Below are 20,448 nucleotides of genomic sequence, written 5' to 3'. Positions count from 1 at the left end.
CTTCACCTCCTTACAGCAGCCAGGCCTGGAACAGATTGAATCCATATCCTACGGCAATGATTCCCGCCGTACAGATGGCCACAAACGTCCGCAACAGTTTGGGTTTCACCGCCTTGCCCAGCATGATCATGGAGGGCAGGCTCAGGGTGGTCACCGCCATCATGAAGCTCAGTACCGTCCCCAGCTGGGCTCCTTTTCCCAGCAATGCCTCCGCCACCGGTATGGTGCCGAAAATGTCCGCATACATGGGTACCCCCACCAGTGTGGCCAGCACCACTCCAAAGGAGTTCCGACTCCCAAGTACAGCCGTCACCAGATGTTCCGGAACCCATTCATGGATCACTGCCCCGATGCCCACCCCCAGGAGAATATAGGGAAAGACTTTCCGGAAGGTGTTTTCCACCTGCTCCCGGGCAAAAGCGGTCCGCTGCCCGACCGTCAGATGTTCCGGAGCCAGGCTGGTTTCTATCCGGGCCTGCCGAATGAAATCCGCCACCTGATCCTCCATATGGAGATGTTCAATCAAAGTCCCGCCGGCCACGGCAATCACCAGTCCCATCACCACATAGGCCAGGGCGATTTTATAACCGAATACTCCCATCAGCAGTACCAGGCTCCCCAGATCTACCATGGGAGAAGAAATCAGGAAAGAAAAGGTAACCCCCTGGGACAAGCCGGCGCTGGTAAATCCCATGAAAAGGGGAATGGAGGAGCAGGAGCAGAACGGTGTCACCGTTCCCAGAAGGGCCCCAATCAGATTGGCACCCAACCCATGGAATCGGCCCAGGATCTGTCGGCTTCGTTCCGGCGGGAAGTAGCTCTGGATATAGGAGACACAGAAAATCAGCACTACCAGCAATACAGAGATCTTGATCACATCGTACAAGAAAAACTGCACACTGCCCCCCAGCCGAGACCCCAGGTCCATCCCTGCCGCCCCAAGACCGGCCCCAATCAGACGGTTCAGCCACTGCATTCCCAGGATTTCATTTTGTATAAATGTCCACATTTCTTTCTGCCTCCATCATATTGATTATTATCTATCTGATACCAGTATAGCATAATATAGATGATTGTCAATATGAAAAAAATAAAATAAAAAAGAAGCTGTGAAAAATGATTTCTCATTTTCTCACAGCTTCTGTGGTTTCAAGTGGTGACCCCGGAGTGATTCGAACACTCGACACACGGCTTAGAAGGCCGTTGCTCTATCCAGCTGAGCTACGGGGCCAAATAAAATGGAGCGGGTGATGGGAATCGAACCCACGTAACTAGCTTGGAAGGCTAGGGCTCTACCATTGAGCTACACCCGCAAAGTGAAAATTGGTCGGAGCGACAGGATTTGAACCTACGACCCCCTGCTCCCAAGGCAGGTGCTCTACCAAACTGAGCTACGCCCCGTCGCACAAACAGGCCAACTTGATTATAAGCAAAAAAGGGTAAAAAAAATATGGTGGGCGCTAACAGGATCGAACTGCTGACATTCTGCTTGTAAGGCAGACGCTCTCCCAGCTGAGCTAAGCGCCCAAAAGAAGTGGTGACCGGAGGGGGAATCGAACCCCCGATACCGCCGTGAAAGGGCGGTGTCTTAACCGCTTGACCATCCGGCCACTTGGCTCCCCGAGTAAGACTCGAACTTACAACAACTCGATTAACAGTCGAGTGCTCTACCATTGAGCTATCGGGGAATTTCTTGCGACGCTCATGCGCTGCGAGTGTTATTATATAAAAGATGGTACAAAATGTCAACAGGTTTTCTAAAATTTTTCAAGAAAATTTGAGATGCCCTGCCTCACGCTAAAAAAGATGTCAGAGTAGGTCAGATGCGCGAAAGCAGGGATTTTCGAATGCGGCATAGTACTAAATGGTACATGTCGCTTTCGAAAATCCCCGCTGACAAAACAGCTGGATTCATATCGTGCGCCTGGGTTACGCGGCAGCAGTAATGGTAGCGTTAGCCCTGCTCCGCCACCCTTGCCTCCGCTGCTTTCCCCTGTTCCGCTCCTTCCATGAGCAGTTCCACACATTCCAGGACCGTCTGGGTCATGTTCACTTCCCAGAACTGTCCAGCTTCGGTAAGATGATACAGATATCCATTGTGCTTCCAGAGCCCATACTCTTCCCATAGGTCACCCAGCCACTGGAGGTCAGAAAGACGGCTGTCCATACGGGCCAAGTCCTCCAAATCCAGACGGCACTGGTTCAGCTGAGCCTGGATCCGGTCAGCGATCCGGGCATAAGGCGATTCCTGCTGGAGGAACATAAGGGGTTTCTGACCGGCGGATACCATTTTTTCGTACATGGGCAAGGTCCGGTGGAGCATGGTGGAAATACCGTCCACATGGCCTCCAGCCCCGCAGCCGAAGGGGAACAGATGGACTCCGCCCCGGGCCAGGGTGTTATACAGGCTCCGTTCCCGGTTGTTCCGGGCCCAGTGACAGAAGCTGAGCCGCTTGTACCCCAGGGCATCCAGGTATTTCTTCCCGAAGGCGAACATGGCGGTCTGCTCCTTTGTGGTGGCAGCCGGTGACAGATTCCCCCGCTTCTTCAGCTTGATCATGCCCGCCTCCGTTCCGGATGGCAGCATACGCTGCAGGTTTCCTTCTTGCGCACGGCTTCCAGCAGGGTATTGCCCATTTCCTCGATGTTCAGGGTGATGATTTTCATCCGCCGTTCAAAGTATCCATGGAAGCACACGGCCACAATGAAAATGCACAGTCCGAATACGGTGGTGATCAAAGCTTCTGCCAGGCCGGCCGTGACCCCCATGGGATTTTCCATCCGCTGGGTAATGTGGTTGAAGGCACCCATCATCCGGGTAACCGTGCCCAGAAGCCCCAGTACCAGTGCCAACGTCACAATGATGTTCAAATAGGGCAGGTTCTGTTCAAATTTGTCCAGGGCCCGCTCTGCCCGGTAGCTGATGAAATTTTCCAGGAACTCATAATTTCCATGGCTGCCATGACAATGGTGGCCAGTTTGACAATTTCTCCCCGGGTGGTATCCGCCAGCTGTTTGGCCGCATCCCAGTTGTTTTCTTCGATATACGTGCAGAACTTCTCGGTGAATCCCCGTCCGCTGTCCGCTTTCCGGAAGTACAGGGTCCGTTCCACCCCAATGGCCAGTGCAGCGATGGAGCAGACCAGCAGGGGCCACATGACCCAGCCCCCTTTGATGAAATAATCGATTCCTGCTGCAAACAGATTCATAGACGTCGTTCCTCCTGTATTTTTAACGTTAGTTTTAGCTAACTAATAGGTACTATTTACCGGATTTCTCCATACACCAGGACGGGTCGTTTCCGTCCCGGCAGTTTGACCACATCACAGTCCACCTGGTAGACTTCCTTCATCATCCGGGGCGTGATAATTTCTTCCGGTGGCCCTTCCGCATACTTTTTCCCGTCCTTGATGACTACGATCCGGTCGCTGACTTCCATGGCTCAGTCCACCACCCGGTCATCTTTCTCCGTATTGCCCCCGTGCCAGTTCTGGTAGGGTACACGTCCAAAGCTCACCAGATCCCGTACGGTGAAATCCAAGTGCTGCCCAGGCCCAGGGCCAGCAGGCAGAGCGCCCCCAATACCATCCATTTTTTACCCATAAATTAGTTTCTCCTAACTATACAGTGGCATAACCTAGTAACTTATTCATTTGTCATTCTCGATAAGTTAGTGTAATCTAACTAAACATGGTATAACTATACCATCACATAGAAAAAATGTCAAAAAAAAATATGACCCTCCGGGTGACCTGGCGACGGTCTCCCCTTACGGGTAGACCCTACGCATGATTTCGCAAATTCCGTTTTTATGCGTAGGAACGTCCGAACCAGGTATCCGGAGGGTATATTCTGTTAAAATTTGCCCCGGCAAATTTTATCCTTCGGCGTATGACGTATGACAGGGGGGTGGAACTTCCACACCCCCTGTTTTCCTTACCATTTCAGCTCGACCCCGGCTTCCCAGGTGCGGCCGTACAGCCCCATCAGGTCCTCCCGTCCGAACTTCTTGTCGAACAGGTTGTCCACCCCCAGCTGCAGGGTGGTCCGGTGCCCCAGGTCCTTCACGGCGTGGAACCCGGTCAGGCTGTACGTATACTGCCTGCCGTCGTCGTTCAGGTAATCCCGGTACCACCTGTTGTCCAGGGTCAGGGTCCAGGGATGGGCCCCGCCGTCCTTCCAGGAAAGTTCCACATTGCCGCTGGTGCGGGCGTCCCCCGTCAGCCGGCTGTGGTCCTTCCGGTTCCGCGCATCCAGATACGTGTACCCGGCCCCCAGGCTCCAGTGGCGGTCGAAGGCGTACTTCCCCTCGGCCTCCACCCCCTGGGTCTGTGCCTTGTCGATATTTTCGTACTGATACCGCAGCCGGCCGCCGTAGAATCCCAGCAGATGGGTCCGGATCATATCGTCGATTTTATTGTGGAAATACCGCACGCTGCCGCTGCTCTTGCCCCGCTGCATCTCCAGGGCGAAGTCGAAGTCCCGGGATTTTTCCGGCCGCAGGTCCGGATTGCCGTCCACCTCGTATACCATGCCCATGGCCCGTTCCATACGGGCGTACAGCTCGAAGATGGTGGGCGCCCGGTAGCCCCAGCCGTAATTGGTCTTCACGGACAGGCCCGGTGTCATCTTCCAGGTGAGCCCGGCCCTGGGCGACCAGCGGCCACCGAAGCTCTGATAATGGTCGTACCGGAGCCCGGGCACGAAATACACATTGCCGCCCAGGTCCCACTCATCCTGCAGGTAGGCCCCGCTGGTCTCCACCTGGGCCGAAGACCAGGGCTTGGCCTGGCCGCCGGACCATTCCAGCCGGTAGTCCCCGGTGCCCCGGCCCATGCGGGTGCCCCCGGCCTTTTCCTTCCTGTATTCCGCCCCGTAGGTCAGGATGTGCCGGTCACTGGCCGTATATGCATTTTTGAATTCCGCGCCCCAGGTCCGGTATTCACTGTGGTCGAAATCCCGTCCCAGCAGGGGCGTGGCCGTGTGGGACTCCTTTCCCAGCCGGTTGGTGTACAACAGTACATTGTAATCATTCCGGGCATCGCTACCGCTGTAGCGCAGGTGGTAGTCCTGTCGGTTGTTGTCGTTCCATTCCCGGCTGGCCACGGAGCTGTAGCCGTGCATGGGCAGCTTTCCCGCCGCCGTATCCTGGCGCAACTGCTCCCGCAGGTACGAAGCCCCGAATTCCAGGCTGCGACTGCTGTCGAACCGATACGTCCCCGTAATGTCCAGGAACCGCCGGGGTCCGTAGAAATTGGAATAACCCCCGTTGGTCATTTTCCGCAGGTCCTGGAGCTTGGCGTCGACGGAAAGGTCCAGCTTGCCCACCTTGCCCGTGGACACGCCACCGTACACCGTTTTTTCCCGGGTACCGATCCGGGTGCCGGCATAGCCCCCCGCCCGGCCGGGCTTCCGGGTGAAAATCTGGATGATGCCACCCATGGCATCACTGCCGTACATGGCTGAAGCCGCACCCCGCACCACTTCGATGCGTCGCACCCGATCCAGGTTCAGCCGGTTCAGTTCGTACACATTCATGGTCTGGGGCGAATCTTCGCCGGCCAGTCGCCGTCCGTCCACCAGGATCAGGGTACTGCCATTGCCCATACCCCGCAGGGACACCTTATTGCCGGTCATGCCCCCTTCCACCACGTTCAGGCCCGGGACCCGCTCCAGGGCATCCCGTACCGTCAGGGCCCCGGTCTTTTCCCAGTCTTTTGGCGTCAGCACCGTCACCCCGGCCGGCACCCGGTCCTCCCCGGTGGCGTTCCGGGTGGCCGTAATCACGATTTTCTGAGGTGCCGCCTGGACCGCCGTACAAACCAGCAGCACCAGAGCGGGGACCCCTCCCCACAGCAGCTTCCTTTTCCGCATCAACTTACGCCCGTACCTTCACCACGATCTTCTTCACCGTTTCCGGTCCCTCTCCAAACCAGCAGTTGGGCCGATGGACTTCCCAGGGGAAGAAAATGGCGAAATCTCCTTTCTCCAGCTTCACAAAGTTCTCTTTTCGGGTGCTGCCATAGAACACCACATCGTCCTTTTCCCGGCGGTCCTCCGTCAGGCTGCCGACGTTTTCCACATCCGTGTACCCGATGGATTCCCGGCCGGCGCCCAGCACCTGGATGTCGATGTACTGGAAATGTTTTTCCGGCCGCCGGTCTTCCACCGGTTCCGTTTCATATTCATTGACACTGGCGAAGATGTCCTCACCGGCCAGGGGCGTTTTCCCCACCGGCAGTTCCGTCACGTCCCGTTCCGCCAGCAGTTCCAGGGCTTTTTTCACCGGTCCGGTGAGCTGACCGGCCAGCCGGTCCAGATGGTCCAGATTTCCTGTAATCATGCGTTTCCCTCCTTGGGCAAAAGGCCCAGCAGTTTGGTATACACCCGCAGGGCGTTTCTGTAGAAAAACTCCTCATGGTGGGCTTCCGGCACCACCAGTTTCATGTTGTCGATATAGCTTTGGATGTTGATCAGGGGCCAGTCGGTGCCGTAAAGCACCTTGTCGTACCGGTTCACATAATCCAGCCACATCCGGATGTAGCGGAAATAATCCCGATGTCTTTCATAGAAGAGCGCCCCGTCGAACTTCCCTTCCAGAAGTCCGGACAGATCCACATACACATTGGGGTTCTTGGCCACCACTTCCATGGCGTCCAGGATCCAGGGATTGCCGCAGTGGGCGATGACGAACTTCACCCGGGGGAACTGGGACGCCACCTCGTCGATGGTGAGGGGATGGGCGTATTTCAGCAGCCCGTGGCCCCCGGCGGTATCTCCCGTGTGGAACACCACCGGCACCTGGTAGGCTTCCGCCAGTTCGTACAGGGGAAAATGCCGGGGATCGTAAGCATAGACCTGATTGTAGCCGGTATAGATCTTGATGCCCACACAGTGGGGATTCCGGACCACCGGTTCGAATTCCCGGGCGGTTTTTTCGCAGTTCTCCTCCGTCAGGCCATTGCTTTCCAGTCCGGCGCAGAAGGCAATCTCCGCCGGCTGGTTGTAGGGCTCCAGGGTGCAGGGGCCCGCCAGATCCGGCACCCGGGGCACCACCCCTCCGAACCGGCTGGGCCCCAGGGGCGCATTGCCCATGGCCACCGACAGCACCACGTTGTTCTCCCGGCAGGCCTGGAGATAGTTCTCCACTGTATTTTCGTGACCGGCGGCTCTGGCCACCTGGTCGAATCCGGCGTACCGGAAAAAATGCATATGGGCATCAATGATTTTCATCCCAAGTCCCCTCTTCTCGTAAAAATATCCATAACGGCTCCTGATCCCGGGTTTCCGGCAGGGCCTTCTTCAGTTCTTTTTTCTGGTCTTCCCACAGGCTCAGGAGGCTTTGGACGACCCCCTGTTCAAAGCGCACCCGGGTGCTGCCGGCGGTGACGGAATGGACGCCTCCCGGCTGTAGGCCCACCACTTCCTGGCCCAGCAGGATGGACCATTTATCCGTCTGTCCCAGCCGCTGCCGTTCCACCTGGGCGATCACCAGCACATCGGCCCCGGCCTTCCGGGCTTTCTGCCGCAGTTCTTCCTGGAAGGCGGGAAGATCGCTGCCGGCGGTGTGCCGGTAATCCAGCACCACATACCGGGGCAGCGCCCCTCTGTATTCGTCCAGCAGGAACTGGCCCAGATCCGGGGAAAACCGGGTGTCCGCCCCATTGTCCAGGCACAGCACCGCCAGAGCTGCCAAAGGCCCCTCCCCCTTTCTCCGTTCCAGGGGAACCGGGGCCCACAAACCGTCTTTTTCCGCCTGATCCCGCTGCCGGTAATAATCCTGCACCGCCAGGTCCAGGTAATAGGAAATGGGATGCTGGTAATCGGTGTACTTGCCGGACAGGGCGTATTCCTTTTTCTCCCCGAACTGCTGGTACCCGGACCGGGTCACGGTCTGGAGGGCGCCGGCCACCGGGTCCAGGGTGGTTACCACCCGGAGCAGATCGATTTTGGATCCGTACCTCCGGGCAAAATCCCGGTTCCCCACCGCCGGGGCTCCGAAGGTGATCACCGGGATCCGGTTTTTGTCCACTCCCTGGCGGACTAGTTCTTCTCCCGCCAGGGTAGCGCCGGCTCCTCCCAGGCTGTGGCCGGTGAGCACCATCTTTTCTTGGGGATGCTCCTTCAGATAGGCCGCCAGGGTTTCCTCCCGGCCGTCCCCGTCCACATCCAGAGGCCGGGAAAGGGCCGCCCGGGCATACCGGAGGAACCCTTCATGGACGGCGGGACCTTTCTCCTCCCCATCCTGATTTTTCCGGGCATTGCTCCCTTCCGGATAGGGCACTGCCTTCATCTTCATGTTCAGCTTCCAGTCGTCCCGGGTGGCACTGCCCCGGAAAGCCAGTACGGTCCAGTTTTTACCCCGGAGCAGTCCCTGTTTCCGGGCCAGGGTGAAGTTCACTTCTGTGTCCCCATCCTTCAGGGTATAAGGGGTCATGGTCCAGCCATAGTCTTCCAGATACCGGATCTCCCGACTGTTTTCCGGGTGGTAGCTGCCGGCGCACACAGCTGCGGCCATGGCCGTCATGGCCGCCTGTTCCACCGGATGGTCCGGAGACACCGGAGCAGCGGCCCGGGCCGCCTGGGGAAGGCCCAGGGCAGCCAGGCAGAGCCCCGTCACCAGTACCCGGCCCAGCCGCTGCTTCCAGCCGTTCCGGTCAGACACGGGGATTCCGGGCATTCAGTTCCCGGAGATCCTGCTGGGTCAGCCGGATGTACACCGGCCCGTCCAGCAGGGTGCCCAGCTCGTCGGTCTGGAACAGGACGGAAATGCTGCCGTCCTGGTTCAGGAAGAAGTCCTCCGGCACCCGGGTCACCTGCTTCGCCGGATGGATCTTCACATCACTGCTGTTGTAGCACTGGGTGGCCAGATAGCCGTTCAGGTCGCTGACCGTGACCCGGACAAAGGCGGACAGAGGCAGCCGCTGGCCGCTGGCCAGTTCGTACACCACGCCGCTGGTCCGGACCTTGTTGTTGCCGCCCTGGGTCCGCAGGTCGCTGAGCACCAGGGATACCAGCTGGGTATCTTCGTATTTGGTTTCGTACCAGGTACGGCCTGCAGTGAATTTCCGGTCCACAAAGCCACCCCGGAAATCATCCATGAAGGTCTTGATGTCCTTGTTGATCAGGGTATCGGCTTTTTTGTTTTTCGTATGGACCACCGGCCAGGTCATTTCCAGGTTCCCCACCTGGGCCTGTTCGCTTTCCACCTCGGCAAAAGCCGGGACGGACAGGCTGAGGCAAAGGGCCATGGCCGCCAGAGTCGCTTTTTTGAACATGGTTCCACGCTCCTTTTTTCCTTAATAGTCCTAGTATAACACAAAAAGATGCGGTTGCATAAGCAACCGCATCTGGTCGGAAGTCGGGAGTCTGAAGTCTGAAGCCTCAGGATAGAATCCGCCTGGCAAGTCGGATTCTTTTGATTGTGTAAAACCGTAGGGGCGCAGGCCCGGCGCCCCGCAAAATACACAGACTGCCGGCAAATCGGCGGGCTCCCCGGCGTGGATCCCCTACAGATTCGATTTACACCTTCAAAAATTTGCCTGCAAATTTATCCTTTGGCTCCCGACTCTTTTATCCGTTTTTTATCCCTTCACCATCTTCAATTCTCCCCGGAACTCGCTGGCCATCCGGTTCAGGCTGTTGTCACTGTTCAGGGCCGGGTTGGTGGTGGCCCCGTTCTTCAGGGCGGTGTAGAGGATCCGGGCGAAGTCCTTCCGGGTCAGGAGAGGATTCCCCTCCACCTGGAGCCCGCCAAGGCCTTTCAGCACCCCGGCCTTTTCCATCTTCAGGGCACATTCATAGGCCCAGTGGTTTTCCGGCACATCGGTGAACAGGTCGTCTCCGCTCGCTGCCGGTGCTGCCGCCGGAACCGCTTTCTGTTCCGACAGTTTCTCCAGGATGGCGGTCTGCCGGGCCAGCAGTTCCATCAGCTGGGCATTGGTGTCCGCCGTTCTGACCGGAGCCACAGCCGGCTGTACGGGCCGTACCCGGGCCGCAGGAGCCACCAGTGCCACCGTTTCCACCGGCCGGACGGAAGTCCGTACCACCACAGGTCTCACTGCCGGTGCGGTTTCCACAGGACGGACCGGTGCCGCCGCTGCCGTGGAAACAGGTACCAGGGCAGGAGTCCCAGGAGCCGCTTTCACCGGTACCGGCTGGGGTGCAGCAGGTGTCCGCCGGCCCAGTTTCCAGGTAACCCCGGCGTTCACCATGTTTTCGCCGCCGCCCATGGCAACCCCCATGGACAGGATGGTCCGTTCATCGGGATGGTAATACATACCCACGGCCGCAGCGCTGGCGCCCCGGTAGTTGCCGTACCCGGCGGAGAAGTCCACTTTGTCGTTGGGATCATAGGCTCCCGGATGGAGGGCGGCCAGAGCCGCAGCACCGGCGCCCACCCGGTCGATCCGGGAATCCAGTTTGTCCACTTCCCGGCCCAGCTGGGAGATGTTCCGGGCATTCTGTGCAATGCCTCCGGCCAGCTGTTCATCGGCTTCCCGGACCTGGCCCACATTGGCCGCATCCGTATCCGCCGTGCCCGCCTGGACATTGGTGATCTTCTGGCTGTTGGCGTTCAGGCCGTCGCTGGAGATGTAGGTCTTGTTGCCCACCTTGTATTCTTCTGCCGTCACGGTCTTGGCCGTCACAGCCCCGCTCTTGCCTTCGATGGTCACTTTGTCCAAGTCGATTTTTTCCCTGTTCAGGCTCAATTTGTAGTCCGTGCCGCCGGATTCATTTTTGGCAGAATGGTCCACAACGATATTGCTCTCGGAGCTGACAGAGGAATGCTGACCGGCCGTGGTGTAAATGTTGTCCATCCGGTTATCCAGCCCAGTTACCCGGTCATCCAAGTTGTTCAAAGCTCCGGTGACATTCTTTTTTCCATCGGCATTTTTCAGGGTATCGTGTAGATCACTTACATTCCCCAAATCACTGGCCTTGGCCACATCTTTGATGACCACATGTCCTTTGACAGCTTCCGGTTTGGAACCATCTCCGGTAATAATGTCAATGGATACTCCCTGAGACTTCGATCCATCCCCATTGTTTATGGTCTGGACACTGTACTCACCATTTCTGATATGTTGCTCATTCTGGGCAGCCGTAGAAGTAGCTGTGGAGATAGCTTCTGCCAGCTGGCTTTCCGTGGCAGCTTTGGTGGAACCCTTATAGCCGCCAGCCGATGCTTCCTGGTTGACTTTAGCTGTCTCCCAAGTGGTATTGCTCAGATTGCTGACCGTTCTTTCTGAATCACTGCTGCTGATTACAATTCCATTGTTTCCTACGGTGACCCTGTTGTTCTTCAACGTTACGCCGCCTGCCTGGAGAGATCCGTCCGTACCCAGATCGATGTGCTTGTTCAGGCTGACTTTGATATGCCCATTGGGATCCGCAGTCGTCGTTTCCGCAGTAGTGGTAATATTGCTGTCCCCTACAACTCCGATAGCCTGGCCCAGTACCTGGGAAACTTCGTTATTGTTATCGTCAGACAGCTTGAAACCGCCGGACTGGGAAGCCAGGGTCACCTGTTGAATGGCGGAAGCCAGCTGGGCTTCCGTAGCCGCCCGGTTCTTTACATAGTTGGACTGGTTCCAGGATGTATTGTCCAGACCGGTGATGTAGTACCCTTCATCGTTGCTTACCCCGTCTTTCTGCTTGCCGATGACCAGACTGATAGGATGTCCGTCAGCGTCATTTCTCGGAGTAAAGGTAATGGTATTCATGCCAGTCAGATTCGCCTGGAGCCCATAGGTGAAGGAAGCTCCGTTCTGGACCAGGGACAGGTTGTTCCCGGCATTGAAGGTTACCGTATCTCCGGCCGAAATTTGTTTGTCCACAGGGTTGGCCGTTTCATCCGTATGGCTGCCGCTGCCGAATGTTCCGGAAGCCGCCGTCCAGTACGTCTGATTGATGGTTTCCGCCACGTTCTTGGCGGTAGCCAGACCATCCTCTGCCGTATCAACGGCAGATACTTTGCCATCCACAGCCGTCAGTGCCTTGGTCTTCAGTCCATAGGTCACATTCGCTGCATCAGTTCCGGCAGATTCTGTGTTAGCGGTCAGATACTGGCTGCCCGTCTTGAAGGATACCTTCTTGCCGGCACCGATATCCGCGACCTTCTGTCCATCATTACCGGCAATCTGCCAGCCGCTGCCCACCTTGTCATTGACTTCTTTTAGCTGGGCTACATTGACTGCATCGGCATCATCTGTACCTTTTCCAACTCCGGTAATCTTATTACCGCCATTATTCAGGCCAGTATTGGTCAGTTTCACAGGAGACTTGGTCTTATCAGAAGACGTCAGGGTAATGCCCTGTCCGTTCTGGATATAGGTATTGCCCGCGGCGTCAGTGGTCGTAATCCCCTTCGCATCCTGAACCGTGGACCCATTCGTCGCATCGGACGTAGTGACTTTGGAAATACTGATTTCTGAATTCAGTCCATAGGTAAAGGTAGTACCATTCTGCACCAAAGTCAGGTTGCCATCCTTGGCAAAATGGATGGTATCCCCGGCTTTGACTGAGGTCTTGTTGTCCGGCGTATTATCGGCTACTACATTGATAGCTGCGCTGTTGATGGCGTTGGCCACATCCTGGGTCGTTGCCAGGCCCTTAGCCGTGGAAGTGACTGTACCAGCTTTGTCGCCAGCTCCCGAGCCAAAAGTGCCGGTAGTCACATCCACCTTCACCGTGGCATTGCCAGTACTGTCATCCTTCGTCACCACGGACTTGGTATAGTTGCCGTTATCATAGGTCACGGTCTTGCCCTTACCGATATTGGCGCTTACATCTGCATTCGCCGTATCCTTGCCTTTGATTGTCCAGCCTGCATTGATATCCGACTGAACAGCTTTGAGCTGAGATATATTGACGGCATCGTTGTCGCCAACGCCATTAGCAACGCCAGTGATTGTCTTGCCTCCAGCGTTAATCCCGCCAGCTGCAATCGTCGGGCCGCCCGAGATAGCCAAGCCATTGGTATCCAGGGTTGTATTACCAGCCTTCACAGAGTCAAGGTTGATATTCTTATTCAGCTTTACCGTCAAGGTAGCATTGCCTTGTCCATCATCTTTAGTTACTACACCGATGTTGCCATCCGACAGCTTGCTGGTATCATTGGTTCCGCCTACCACATTAAGCTGCTTGCCAAGTTTCACCTTCTTAGCAGTTACATCATCGCCTTTGACGTTGAAGCCTGTCTCAGTCGTACCACTAGCCGAAGCCTGCACCAGACGCTTGACATCGCTGATATTGGCCGCATTGGTGTCTGTATCGCCGCCGCTTGCCACATCAGTGATCTGCTTGCCACCATTGTTCAAGCCGTTGGCAGTCAAGGAGACCGACTTATTGCCAGTACCCGACGAAGCAATTGTCACGCCACTTGCGGCAAGAGTCGTAGTGACTCCATCCTGAGCAGCAGTCGTCAGGCTCTTGATACCAGTCAGCTCATCCTTCAGTGCATAGGTGAAAGCCGTGCCACTCTGGGAAAGTGTCAAGTTGTTGCCCGCCTTGAGTCCGACAGTCGTTCCAGCCTTGATTGCAGTAGTATCATTATCGTTGGCCTTGATTTTCCAAGCCGCACTGTTGATGGCCTCAGCTACATTCGCTGCCGTCGCTACGCCGTCAGTTGTCGGCGCAGTTATCGTGCCATTGGCACCAGTAGTGAGTTTGGCCGTATTGATATCATACTGAACATTAGCCCCATCCGTGGCCTGGGTCACCTTCGCGGTCGTATAATTGCCATTCGTGAAGGTGACTTTCTTGTCGGCACCGATATTGGCAGAGGTCGTACCGTCAGTTACCTGGAAACCGCTTGCGACTTTATCGCTGACGGATTTCAGCTGATCTTCTGTAGCCGCCCGGCCTGCCTCGTAGGTGGTCTGTCCGACTGTCCAATTCTTATTCTCCAATCCGGTGACGTAGTTCTTGTTGTCCGCCCCCTGCTTGCCAACTTCGACATTGCCTGCCTGAATGGAGTTACTTGCCGTAATGGTATCAATATTAGTGATGTCCTTCTTTAGGTCAAACGTCACCTTTCCATTCGACACCGTGGCCGACGTATTGGTTCCATCCGCAAAATTGATGCCATCAGCCAACGTGACTGTACCAGCCGCCGTGCCATTCTGTTTCAAGCCCAGGTTGTCGACATTGACCGTATAAATTTTATGCTGATCCGTCTGATTGGTCTCTACCGTCCCCAACGATGCATTGGTTCCAGCCTTGACTTCAGTCGATGCGGCTGCCTTCGCTGCATTCATGTCTGCTGTGCTGGCAGCGCCCAAATCACTAAGGCTCAAAGTCGTTTCCGGAGTGGTGCCGTCGTTGCTGGTGAACGTGACAGTCTTGGCTTCGGAGTCTTTCGTGACCGTAAGATGCGTGTTCTTGATATCAACAGACGCAGTATCACCATCATTGCCGGTGATGGTCAGCGTGGACACATCATTGGACTTTGGCGTCAAAGTAGCTGATTTCAGAGCATTGTGAGTGGCACTGATGGTGAAGGTTTTGGACAGGCCATCCGTACTGGTGGTCTCTACCTTTACATTCGAACCGGCAGACATATTGATGGCATCCTTGGCCTGTGTCTTGATGGCATCATTGGACACATTGAAGGTAATAGCGCCATTGTCACCAACAGAAGCAGTGGTGTTGGTGCCGTTGCCAAAGACGAGACCTTCGCTGAGCGCAACGCTCTTCTTCTGTCCATCAGCCACCTTGACACCCAGATTGCTGACATTCACTTTGTAGATATGGTGACCATCAGCAGAAGTAGTATCATCATCTACACTATCAACGTTGGTACCCTTGATTACCGTCGTGGTTGCTTTGGCCGCAGCCTTTGTCAGTGCTTCATTGCTGGCACCATCGAGATCATCCAGAGAAATGCTGACCGGGTTGCTTCCATCATTGCGCTTGAAAGAAATGGTGTGATCCGTATTCTTAGAAACGGTGGTATAGGTGTCAGTCAGATTCAGCGTGGTTTCGTTACCATCCGTATCCTTCAGTTTCACCGTCGTCTGGTTGCTGGAATCAGACGGCTTAGACGCCGTATAGGACGCAGAATCCAATTTGTTGTGGGTAGCGCTGATGGTCACTGTGCCATCCGTATCGACGGTCGCCGTGGTATTCGTACCATTCTTAAAGTTGATGCCGCCATCCATGCTGACAGATGCCTTATTGGTGCCATTGGCTTCGAGCGTCAGGTTCTTGGTATCGATGGTGACGTTGCCACTGGCATCGACAGCACTGGTAGTGTTGGTACCGTTCTTGAAGTTGATGCCATTGGCCAGTGCAACAGAAGCATTACCATTTGCTGCTTTCACTGCCAGGTTATCCACATTCACCGTATAAATCTTGTGTTTATCGGCTGCACTGGTCTCCACTGTTCCCAAGGATGCATTGGTCCCGGCTTTCACTTCTGTCGTTGCTTCAGCAGCCGCCGCATTCACCTGTCCCACATTGGCCGCATCTGCATCATCCGTACCTGCCGTCACATGGTTGATTTTCTGGCTGGCTGCATCAATGCCGCTGCTGGTGAATTTGGGCCCATTGGCAATCGTAAGGCCTGTGGTATCCAGGGTAGTCTTTACGGTTCCATCAGCACCAGCCAATGTCATCTGGCCGCCGGTGGTCCCGGTGCCGTCGAGCTTGATGGTTTCTTTATAACTATCTCCACTGCCGGAACCCAGCTGAGCGGTGTTCAGATCCTCCAGATTGCTGGCCAGCTTCACCGTCAGGGTATTGTTGGTGCTGTCAGCCAGGACCCCGATGTTATTATCCGTAAGCTTGGTGGTATCTTTCTCACCACCAATAATATTCAGGGTTTCATTGGAGCCCCGGGCCACTACGTTCTGGTCATCGGCCGTAGTGGTACCGAAGCTGGAATTGTCGCCGCCAAAACGGATCTGCCGGGTCAGGGCATAGAGCTGGGACCCGTTGACAGCATCGGTGCTGGAAGCGCTGACCAGGCCGGCGGCCACGTTCTGGATCCGGCGTTCGCTGCCTGCCTTGCCTACGGTCACCACGCCCACCGGACTGGAACCGGCATAGGTGTAACTGGTACCATCATCATAGGTGGTATCGGTATTGAGTACCTCTGTTCCGGCAGTGGACCCTTTATTGGCTTTCATGGCAGCCAGCTTGACTGCATAGCGTGCCTTGGCCTTGGCATCGCTGAGGGCAGTGGTTTTTTCATCATCGGTCATGCCCGTGGTATCCACTGCATTGGCCGCGTCCGTTTCCGCTTTGACCAGGGTATCGGTGTCTGGAGAATTGGCATTCTTGGCAGCCGAGCCAGTACCCAGGTAGACGGAATTCCCCAAAGTTGCGGTCACATCATTGCCCAGAATCTGGGTATTCGCCAGAGAAGTAGTGGCCTCTTTCTGATTGACCTTATTGCCATAACCGATAATGGACGTGCGGGTCAGCTGGTTCCAGGTCTTGCCCATGTAGTCGGAGCCTGCCCCATCACGGCCAGTGACTTCATTGTTTCCGCCAATCACAGTGATGTTGGCCGTGGTCCCTGCATTGGCTTCATCACTGCTGGCACCGGTAACACTGTTGCTGTTACCCAGAATAGAGATATTCTGTACCGTATCAGAATAGGATCCCTGGCCGATGGTATTGCTGTTGCCGGTGATGAAAAGGCTGTCCATGCCGTGTTTCGTATTGCCCGACGTATCAGATACCGGATTGACGATGTTCTTGCTGCCATAGAGACCGCTATAGGTAACGGCTCCCCAATTGCCATTAACCTTGTTTTCACTGCCTACGGTATAGGTATTGCTGCCGTTGACGGTATTGCTCTTGCCCAAAATGCCGGAAGAGGCACCATTAGCCGTGCTGGATGTACCGAGAACGATGGCATCGGTTCCCTGGGCATAGGCGCCGTGGCCGATAGCTGTCGAACCATTGCTATAGGCCTTGGCATCACTGCCGATAGAGGTAGCATTACTGTTTCTTGTTTCAGCCTGATAGCCAATGGCAATGGACTGCTGGCCGACCTTCATTGTTGTACCGGTCGTCTTGTCCGTCATATCTGATGTATAAACGGATGCGCGAGTACCTAAAGCAACAGAATTATCGGTCTGAGCAATGGCTGACGTACCGATGGCCACACTATTTACCCCTTCGGCGGAAGTTACATGGGGATTGGCGCTGGTATTACCGCCTGCTGCAACAGTTGTACTTGTGGCCGGATTATCTGCCGTGCCGAGGGCGATACTTCCCTTGCCGCTGGCGGAAACGTTGTTGCCAATGGCTACGGCCTTGGCGCTGGTGGCAGTAGCGTTAGGACCGATGGCCATGGCGTCGGCAGCGCCAGTAGTGCTGGCCCCATCATTGTTCACATTGGCCGTCAGGGTATCACTGGACGGATTGATGGAAAAATATTTGGTCTGGGATGCAGTGATTTTTCTCTCTACAGTGGAAATTTTGGAATCGATGGCCGACTGGGTGTAGGTATCCGTAATTTTATTATCGGTGGTCTTGATGGTACCTTCCAAATTCGTATAAGCCTGTTTCAACTGGGCTACCGTAACTGCATCCTGATCGGCCGCCCCATCGGCAACATTGGAAATCCGGCGCAGGACCGTAGTGCCCGTGGCACTGGTAGTACCGCCTACGGAAATATAGCCGTTAACAGAAGTGCTGCCGGTCAGATACCCTTTGTCATAGGATGCAACAGCCGGAGCCTGGGAACCGCTGCCGATGGCAATATTCCCGCCTCCCGCACTGGCGTTGTCTCCCAATGCGATACTGTCTGTATCAGCAGCTGTGGCATTGTACCCCAAAGCCATGGATTTATCTCCCGACGCCGCTGCTCCCGTACCTAAAGCTGTTGCCTCAGACACCGCATTGGCACTGTGCCCAATGGCGATGGATTCCTTAATGTTTTTGGCATTGGCATCAGCACTCTGGTAATTGGCTTCGTAACCAATGGAAATGTTGTAGCCATTCTGAGGATTGGAATCGGCAGCGGCTGCATAGTTGATGCCGGACCCGGCATTGGACCCGATGGCCACGTTGTAACTGCTCTTGACGTTACTGCCGGCCCCGCTGCCCAGGGCCACGTTCTGCATGCCTTTGACATTGTTGCCTGCATTGGTACCGATGGCAATAAGGGAACCATAGCCACTGGTACGGCCCTCGGCCGTATCCTTGCCTGCCTGATGGCCGATGGAAATGGAATCATTGGCATTGGCCTGGGCCCCGTTGCCGATAGCAACCGCATCGGTATTATTGGACTCCGTTTTTACTGCATTACCAGCGTTATCTGTCGCATAGCCAATGACAATGGACTTGCCAGATACGCTGGTACCGCTGCCGATGCTGATGCCGCCTTCTGTGGAGGTGGATGTATTTTCACCAATAGCGACCGCCCCTGCGCCGGTAGCACTGGCGTTGTAACCAATGGCAGTGGTATTAGAGGTATTGGCCTTGGCCCCATTGCCCAATGCTATGGCATTATCTGCCCCACTGGCAACGGACGCACTGGTACCCAAAGCCATGGCATCTTTTGCCGTCGCTACAGAAGCACTCTTACCGAGGGCCAGGGAATCATCAGCATTGGTTCCCGTTCCTTCGACTTTTGCACCGCTCCCGAAAGCCACAGCATCGTTGGCGCCGGTAACGACAGCGCCGCTGCCGATAGCTGTACTGCCGGAATTGACTGTCTTGGTCACGGTGGTACCGGACTGGGTGGTATAGTTGTTGACCTGTGCTCCCTTGCCCAGAGCCAGGGCCGTGTTGCCGCTGGCCTTGGCAGAAGTCCCCAGAGCCACGCTGTTTTCACCGCCCACAGCAGCCACATTGGCCGTTACATCGCCAACTGTCACAGTTCCTTTGTCTTCTCCTGTGACTGCATTTTTACCAAAGGCAATGCCGCCCGTTGCCGTTTCGTTGACCTGAGCACTCGTGCCGACAGCCGCTGCATCCGTTGCGCCGTTGACCTTGGCACCATTGCCGATAGCTGTGCTGCCAGAAATCGTCGCTGTCGTCTTACCCGACTGATCTGTCGTATTGAGAACCTCGGAGCCATAGCCCAGGGCCACCGCCTGATTGCCATTGGCCTTGGCACTGTCGCCCACAGCGGTGCTGCTGGTGCCGCCGGTCACAGTCGTCGTGGAAGTGGTGGCATCTGTCGTGCTTTCGCCGGCCTGGGCGCTGGGGCCGATGGCCACCGCGTTCGTGCCGTTGGCGGCGGCGTCGGGGGCATACGTCGTGGTGGTCGTCGTGCCATCCGTGCTGGTTGTAATCTTCGGATTGACCTTGAAGTATTTATTCAGCTTGGACGTATAGCTCTTCGTCGTATCATTGACATCCAGCCCCAGGGCATTGACCACGTTCACCAGGTTCGTATCCAGAGCCAGCAGATTGGCAGCCGTGGTATTTCCTGCCAGAACATAGGTGCCACCCGTCGGCCGCAGTTCCGTATACATCGTACCGCCGGAAACCAGGTTCGTATCGCCGACGGAAATGGCCCCATTGTTGGCCACATTGATGGTATAGATCAACGTGCTGTCATCATCTTCCGAACCGGTGGTGCTGACCGTGGCATTGCCCGTAGCGGCCACTTTCACCGCCTGCTTGGCCTGCTTTTTGATGACAGTTTTCCCGGCATCTGTAATGTTGGCAAGATCCTTCAGGTCTGTAATATCCGAAGCGTTGGCAGCAATACTGGTTTTATTGGAAGTTATGGCAGTTGTGTTGTTGGCAATATTTGTTGTGTTGGCTGCAATTTTTTGGGTATTGGTGGAAATGGCAGATGCGTTTTTGTCAATGGCCGTCTTGTTATCCGCAATGGCCGTTTTATTCTCAGAGATATTGGTTGTATTCGTCGCAATATCCGAGGTATTCTTGCTTATTTTTGTCTTGTTGGAATCAATAGATGTTTTGTTGGCTTCTATATCGGCTCTATTTGCAGCAATATCGGATTTATTGGTATCCGTCGTAGATTTGCTGGCAGCGATATCTTGAGCATTCTTGACTACCTGCTTGTCCAGAGCCTGGATATTCTGGGCTTCTGTATTGGTATCAGAGATATAGGTAGTATCCCCGCTCCCTGTACTGTTCCCATCCGCCGCATACCCCGGGGATGCGATCATCAGGGTGGCCAGGAAGGTGAGCAGGACTTTGGCCAGCCCCCGTACTCCTCCTTTCCGGGATTCTGACACTTCTTTGCCTCTGTTTTTGGCATATTCTGGCACCACCTGGACCAGCTGGCGGTTCCTGTTGAAAATAACCTTGAAAATCCGATTCATAAATACAACCCCTTTGACTGCTGTCCCTTCGACAGTCAGCATGTGTATAGACTCTTTAGTCAAAATTATATACCTTTTTCTTACACAATTTCAACATTCAGATTTTAATTGTAAATATGGGCTGCGTTTTTCTTAAAAAGAAAAGGGGGTGTGAAAAAATAGCTTTCACACCCCCTGTCAACGG

Annotated in this window: 11 protein-coding genes and 6 tRNA genes; all 17 read right to left on the bottom strand. The window is 55.4% G+C overall.

Annotated elements, in window-relative coordinates; all coding sequences use genetic code 11:
* Positions 1-10: 10 nt before the first annotated feature.
* The 17 genes from ACFER_RS02070 to ACFER_RS02000 all read right to left on the bottom strand — a co-directional run bounded on the left by ACFER_RS02070 (position 11) and on the right by ACFER_RS02000 (position 20,264).
* Positions 11-1,009 carry a permease gene (locus ACFER_RS02070; protein WP_012937783.1) on the bottom strand — a complete coding sequence of 333 codons (999 nt, stop codon included), beginning with the start codon at positions 1,007-1,009 and terminating at the stop codon, positions 11-13.
* Between the two features lie 145 nt (positions 1,010-1,154).
* Positions 1,155-1,231: transfer RNA gene (locus ACFER_RS02065), tRNA-Arg, on the bottom strand.
* 8 nt (positions 1,232-1,239) lie between these two features.
* Positions 1,240-1,313, bottom strand: a tRNA-Gly gene (locus ACFER_RS02060).
* An 11-nt stretch (positions 1,314-1,324) separates the two neighbouring features.
* Positions 1,325-1,401, bottom strand: a tRNA-Pro gene (locus tag ACFER_RS02055).
* A gap of 50 nt (positions 1,402-1,451) precedes the next feature.
* A tRNA-Val gene (locus ACFER_RS02050) sits at positions 1,452-1,527 on the bottom strand.
* A gap of 8 nt (positions 1,528-1,535) precedes the next feature.
* Positions 1,536-1,610: transfer RNA gene (locus tag ACFER_RS02045), tRNA-Glu, on the bottom strand.
* Positions 1,611-1,613: 3 nt separating this feature from the next.
* Positions 1,614-1,688, bottom strand: a tRNA-Asn gene (locus ACFER_RS02040).
* Positions 1,689-1,954: 266 nt separating this feature from the next.
* Positions 1,955-2,587 carry a hypothetical protein gene (locus ACFER_RS02035; RefSeq protein ID WP_148213904.1) on the bottom strand — a complete coding sequence of 211 codons (633 nt, stop codon included), beginning with the start codon at positions 2,585-2,587 and terminating at the stop codon, positions 1,955-1,957.
* Positions 2,557-2,901 (bottom strand): MotA/TolQ/ExbB proton channel family protein, encoded by a 345-nt coding sequence (locus ACFER_RS11735; RefSeq protein WP_244830060.1) that lies wholly within the window; start codon positions 2,899-2,901, stop codon positions 2,557-2,559. Before ACFER_RS11735 ends, ACFER_RS02035 begins: the two co-directional genes overlap by 31 nt.
* Positions 2,868-3,209: a MotA/TolQ/ExbB proton channel family protein gene (locus ACFER_RS11730; RefSeq protein ID WP_227898383.1), complete on the bottom strand. Its 342-nt coding sequence runs from the start codon at positions 3,207-3,209 to the stop codon at positions 2,868-2,870. Before ACFER_RS11730 ends, ACFER_RS11735 begins: the two co-directional genes overlap by 34 nt.
* 56 nt (positions 3,210-3,265) lie before the next feature.
* The gene (locus tag ACFER_RS11515; RefSeq protein WP_187287523.1) at positions 3,266-3,439 is read right to left on the bottom strand and encodes a hypothetical protein; all 174 of its coding nucleotides are present in this window, start codon (positions 3,437-3,439) and stop codon (positions 3,266-3,268) included.
* Between the two features lie 497 nt (positions 3,440-3,936).
* Positions 3,937-5,874: a TonB-dependent receptor plug domain-containing protein gene (locus ACFER_RS02025; protein ID WP_012937781.1), complete on the bottom strand. Its 1,938-nt coding sequence runs from the start codon at positions 5,872-5,874 to the stop codon at positions 3,937-3,939.
* Between the two features lie 4 nt (positions 5,875-5,878).
* The gene (locus tag ACFER_RS02020) at positions 5,879-6,343 is read right to left on the bottom strand and encodes a NanQ anomerase/TabA/YiaL family protein (RefSeq protein ID WP_012937780.1); all 465 of its coding nucleotides are present in this window, start codon (positions 6,341-6,343) and stop codon (positions 5,879-5,881) included.
* Positions 6,340-7,233 (bottom strand): amidohydrolase family protein, encoded by an 894-nt coding sequence (locus ACFER_RS02015; RefSeq protein WP_012937779.1) that lies wholly within the window; start codon positions 7,231-7,233, stop codon positions 6,340-6,342. Before ACFER_RS02015 ends, ACFER_RS02020 begins: the two co-directional genes overlap by 4 nt.
* The gene (locus ACFER_RS02010) at positions 7,220-8,680 is read right to left on the bottom strand and encodes a lipase family protein (protein WP_012937778.1); all 1,461 of its coding nucleotides are present in this window, start codon (positions 8,678-8,680) and stop codon (positions 7,220-7,222) included. Before ACFER_RS02010 ends, ACFER_RS02015 begins: the two co-directional genes overlap by 14 nt.
* Positions 8,658-9,278 carry a hypothetical protein gene (locus tag ACFER_RS02005; protein ID WP_012937777.1) on the bottom strand — a complete coding sequence of 207 codons (621 nt, stop codon included), beginning with the start codon at positions 9,276-9,278 and terminating at the stop codon, positions 8,658-8,660. The genes ACFER_RS02010 and ACFER_RS02005 overlap by 23 nt, the downstream gene beginning before the upstream one ends.
* Positions 9,279-9,584: 306 nt before the next feature.
* A complete protein-coding gene (locus ACFER_RS02000; protein ID WP_187287522.1) occupies positions 9,585-20,264 on the bottom strand; it encodes an ESPR-type extended signal peptide-containing protein in 10,680 nt (3,559 codons plus the stop codon).
* Positions 20,265-20,448: the final 184 nt, after the last annotated feature.

This window comes from Acidaminococcus fermentans DSM 20731, assembly GCF_000025305.1.
Classification (GTDB): Bacteria; Bacillota; Negativicutes; order Acidaminococcales; family Acidaminococcaceae; genus Acidaminococcus; species Acidaminococcus fermentans.
Note: the sequence above shows the minus strand (reverse complement) of the source record. Positions and strands in the feature narration are given on the sequence as shown.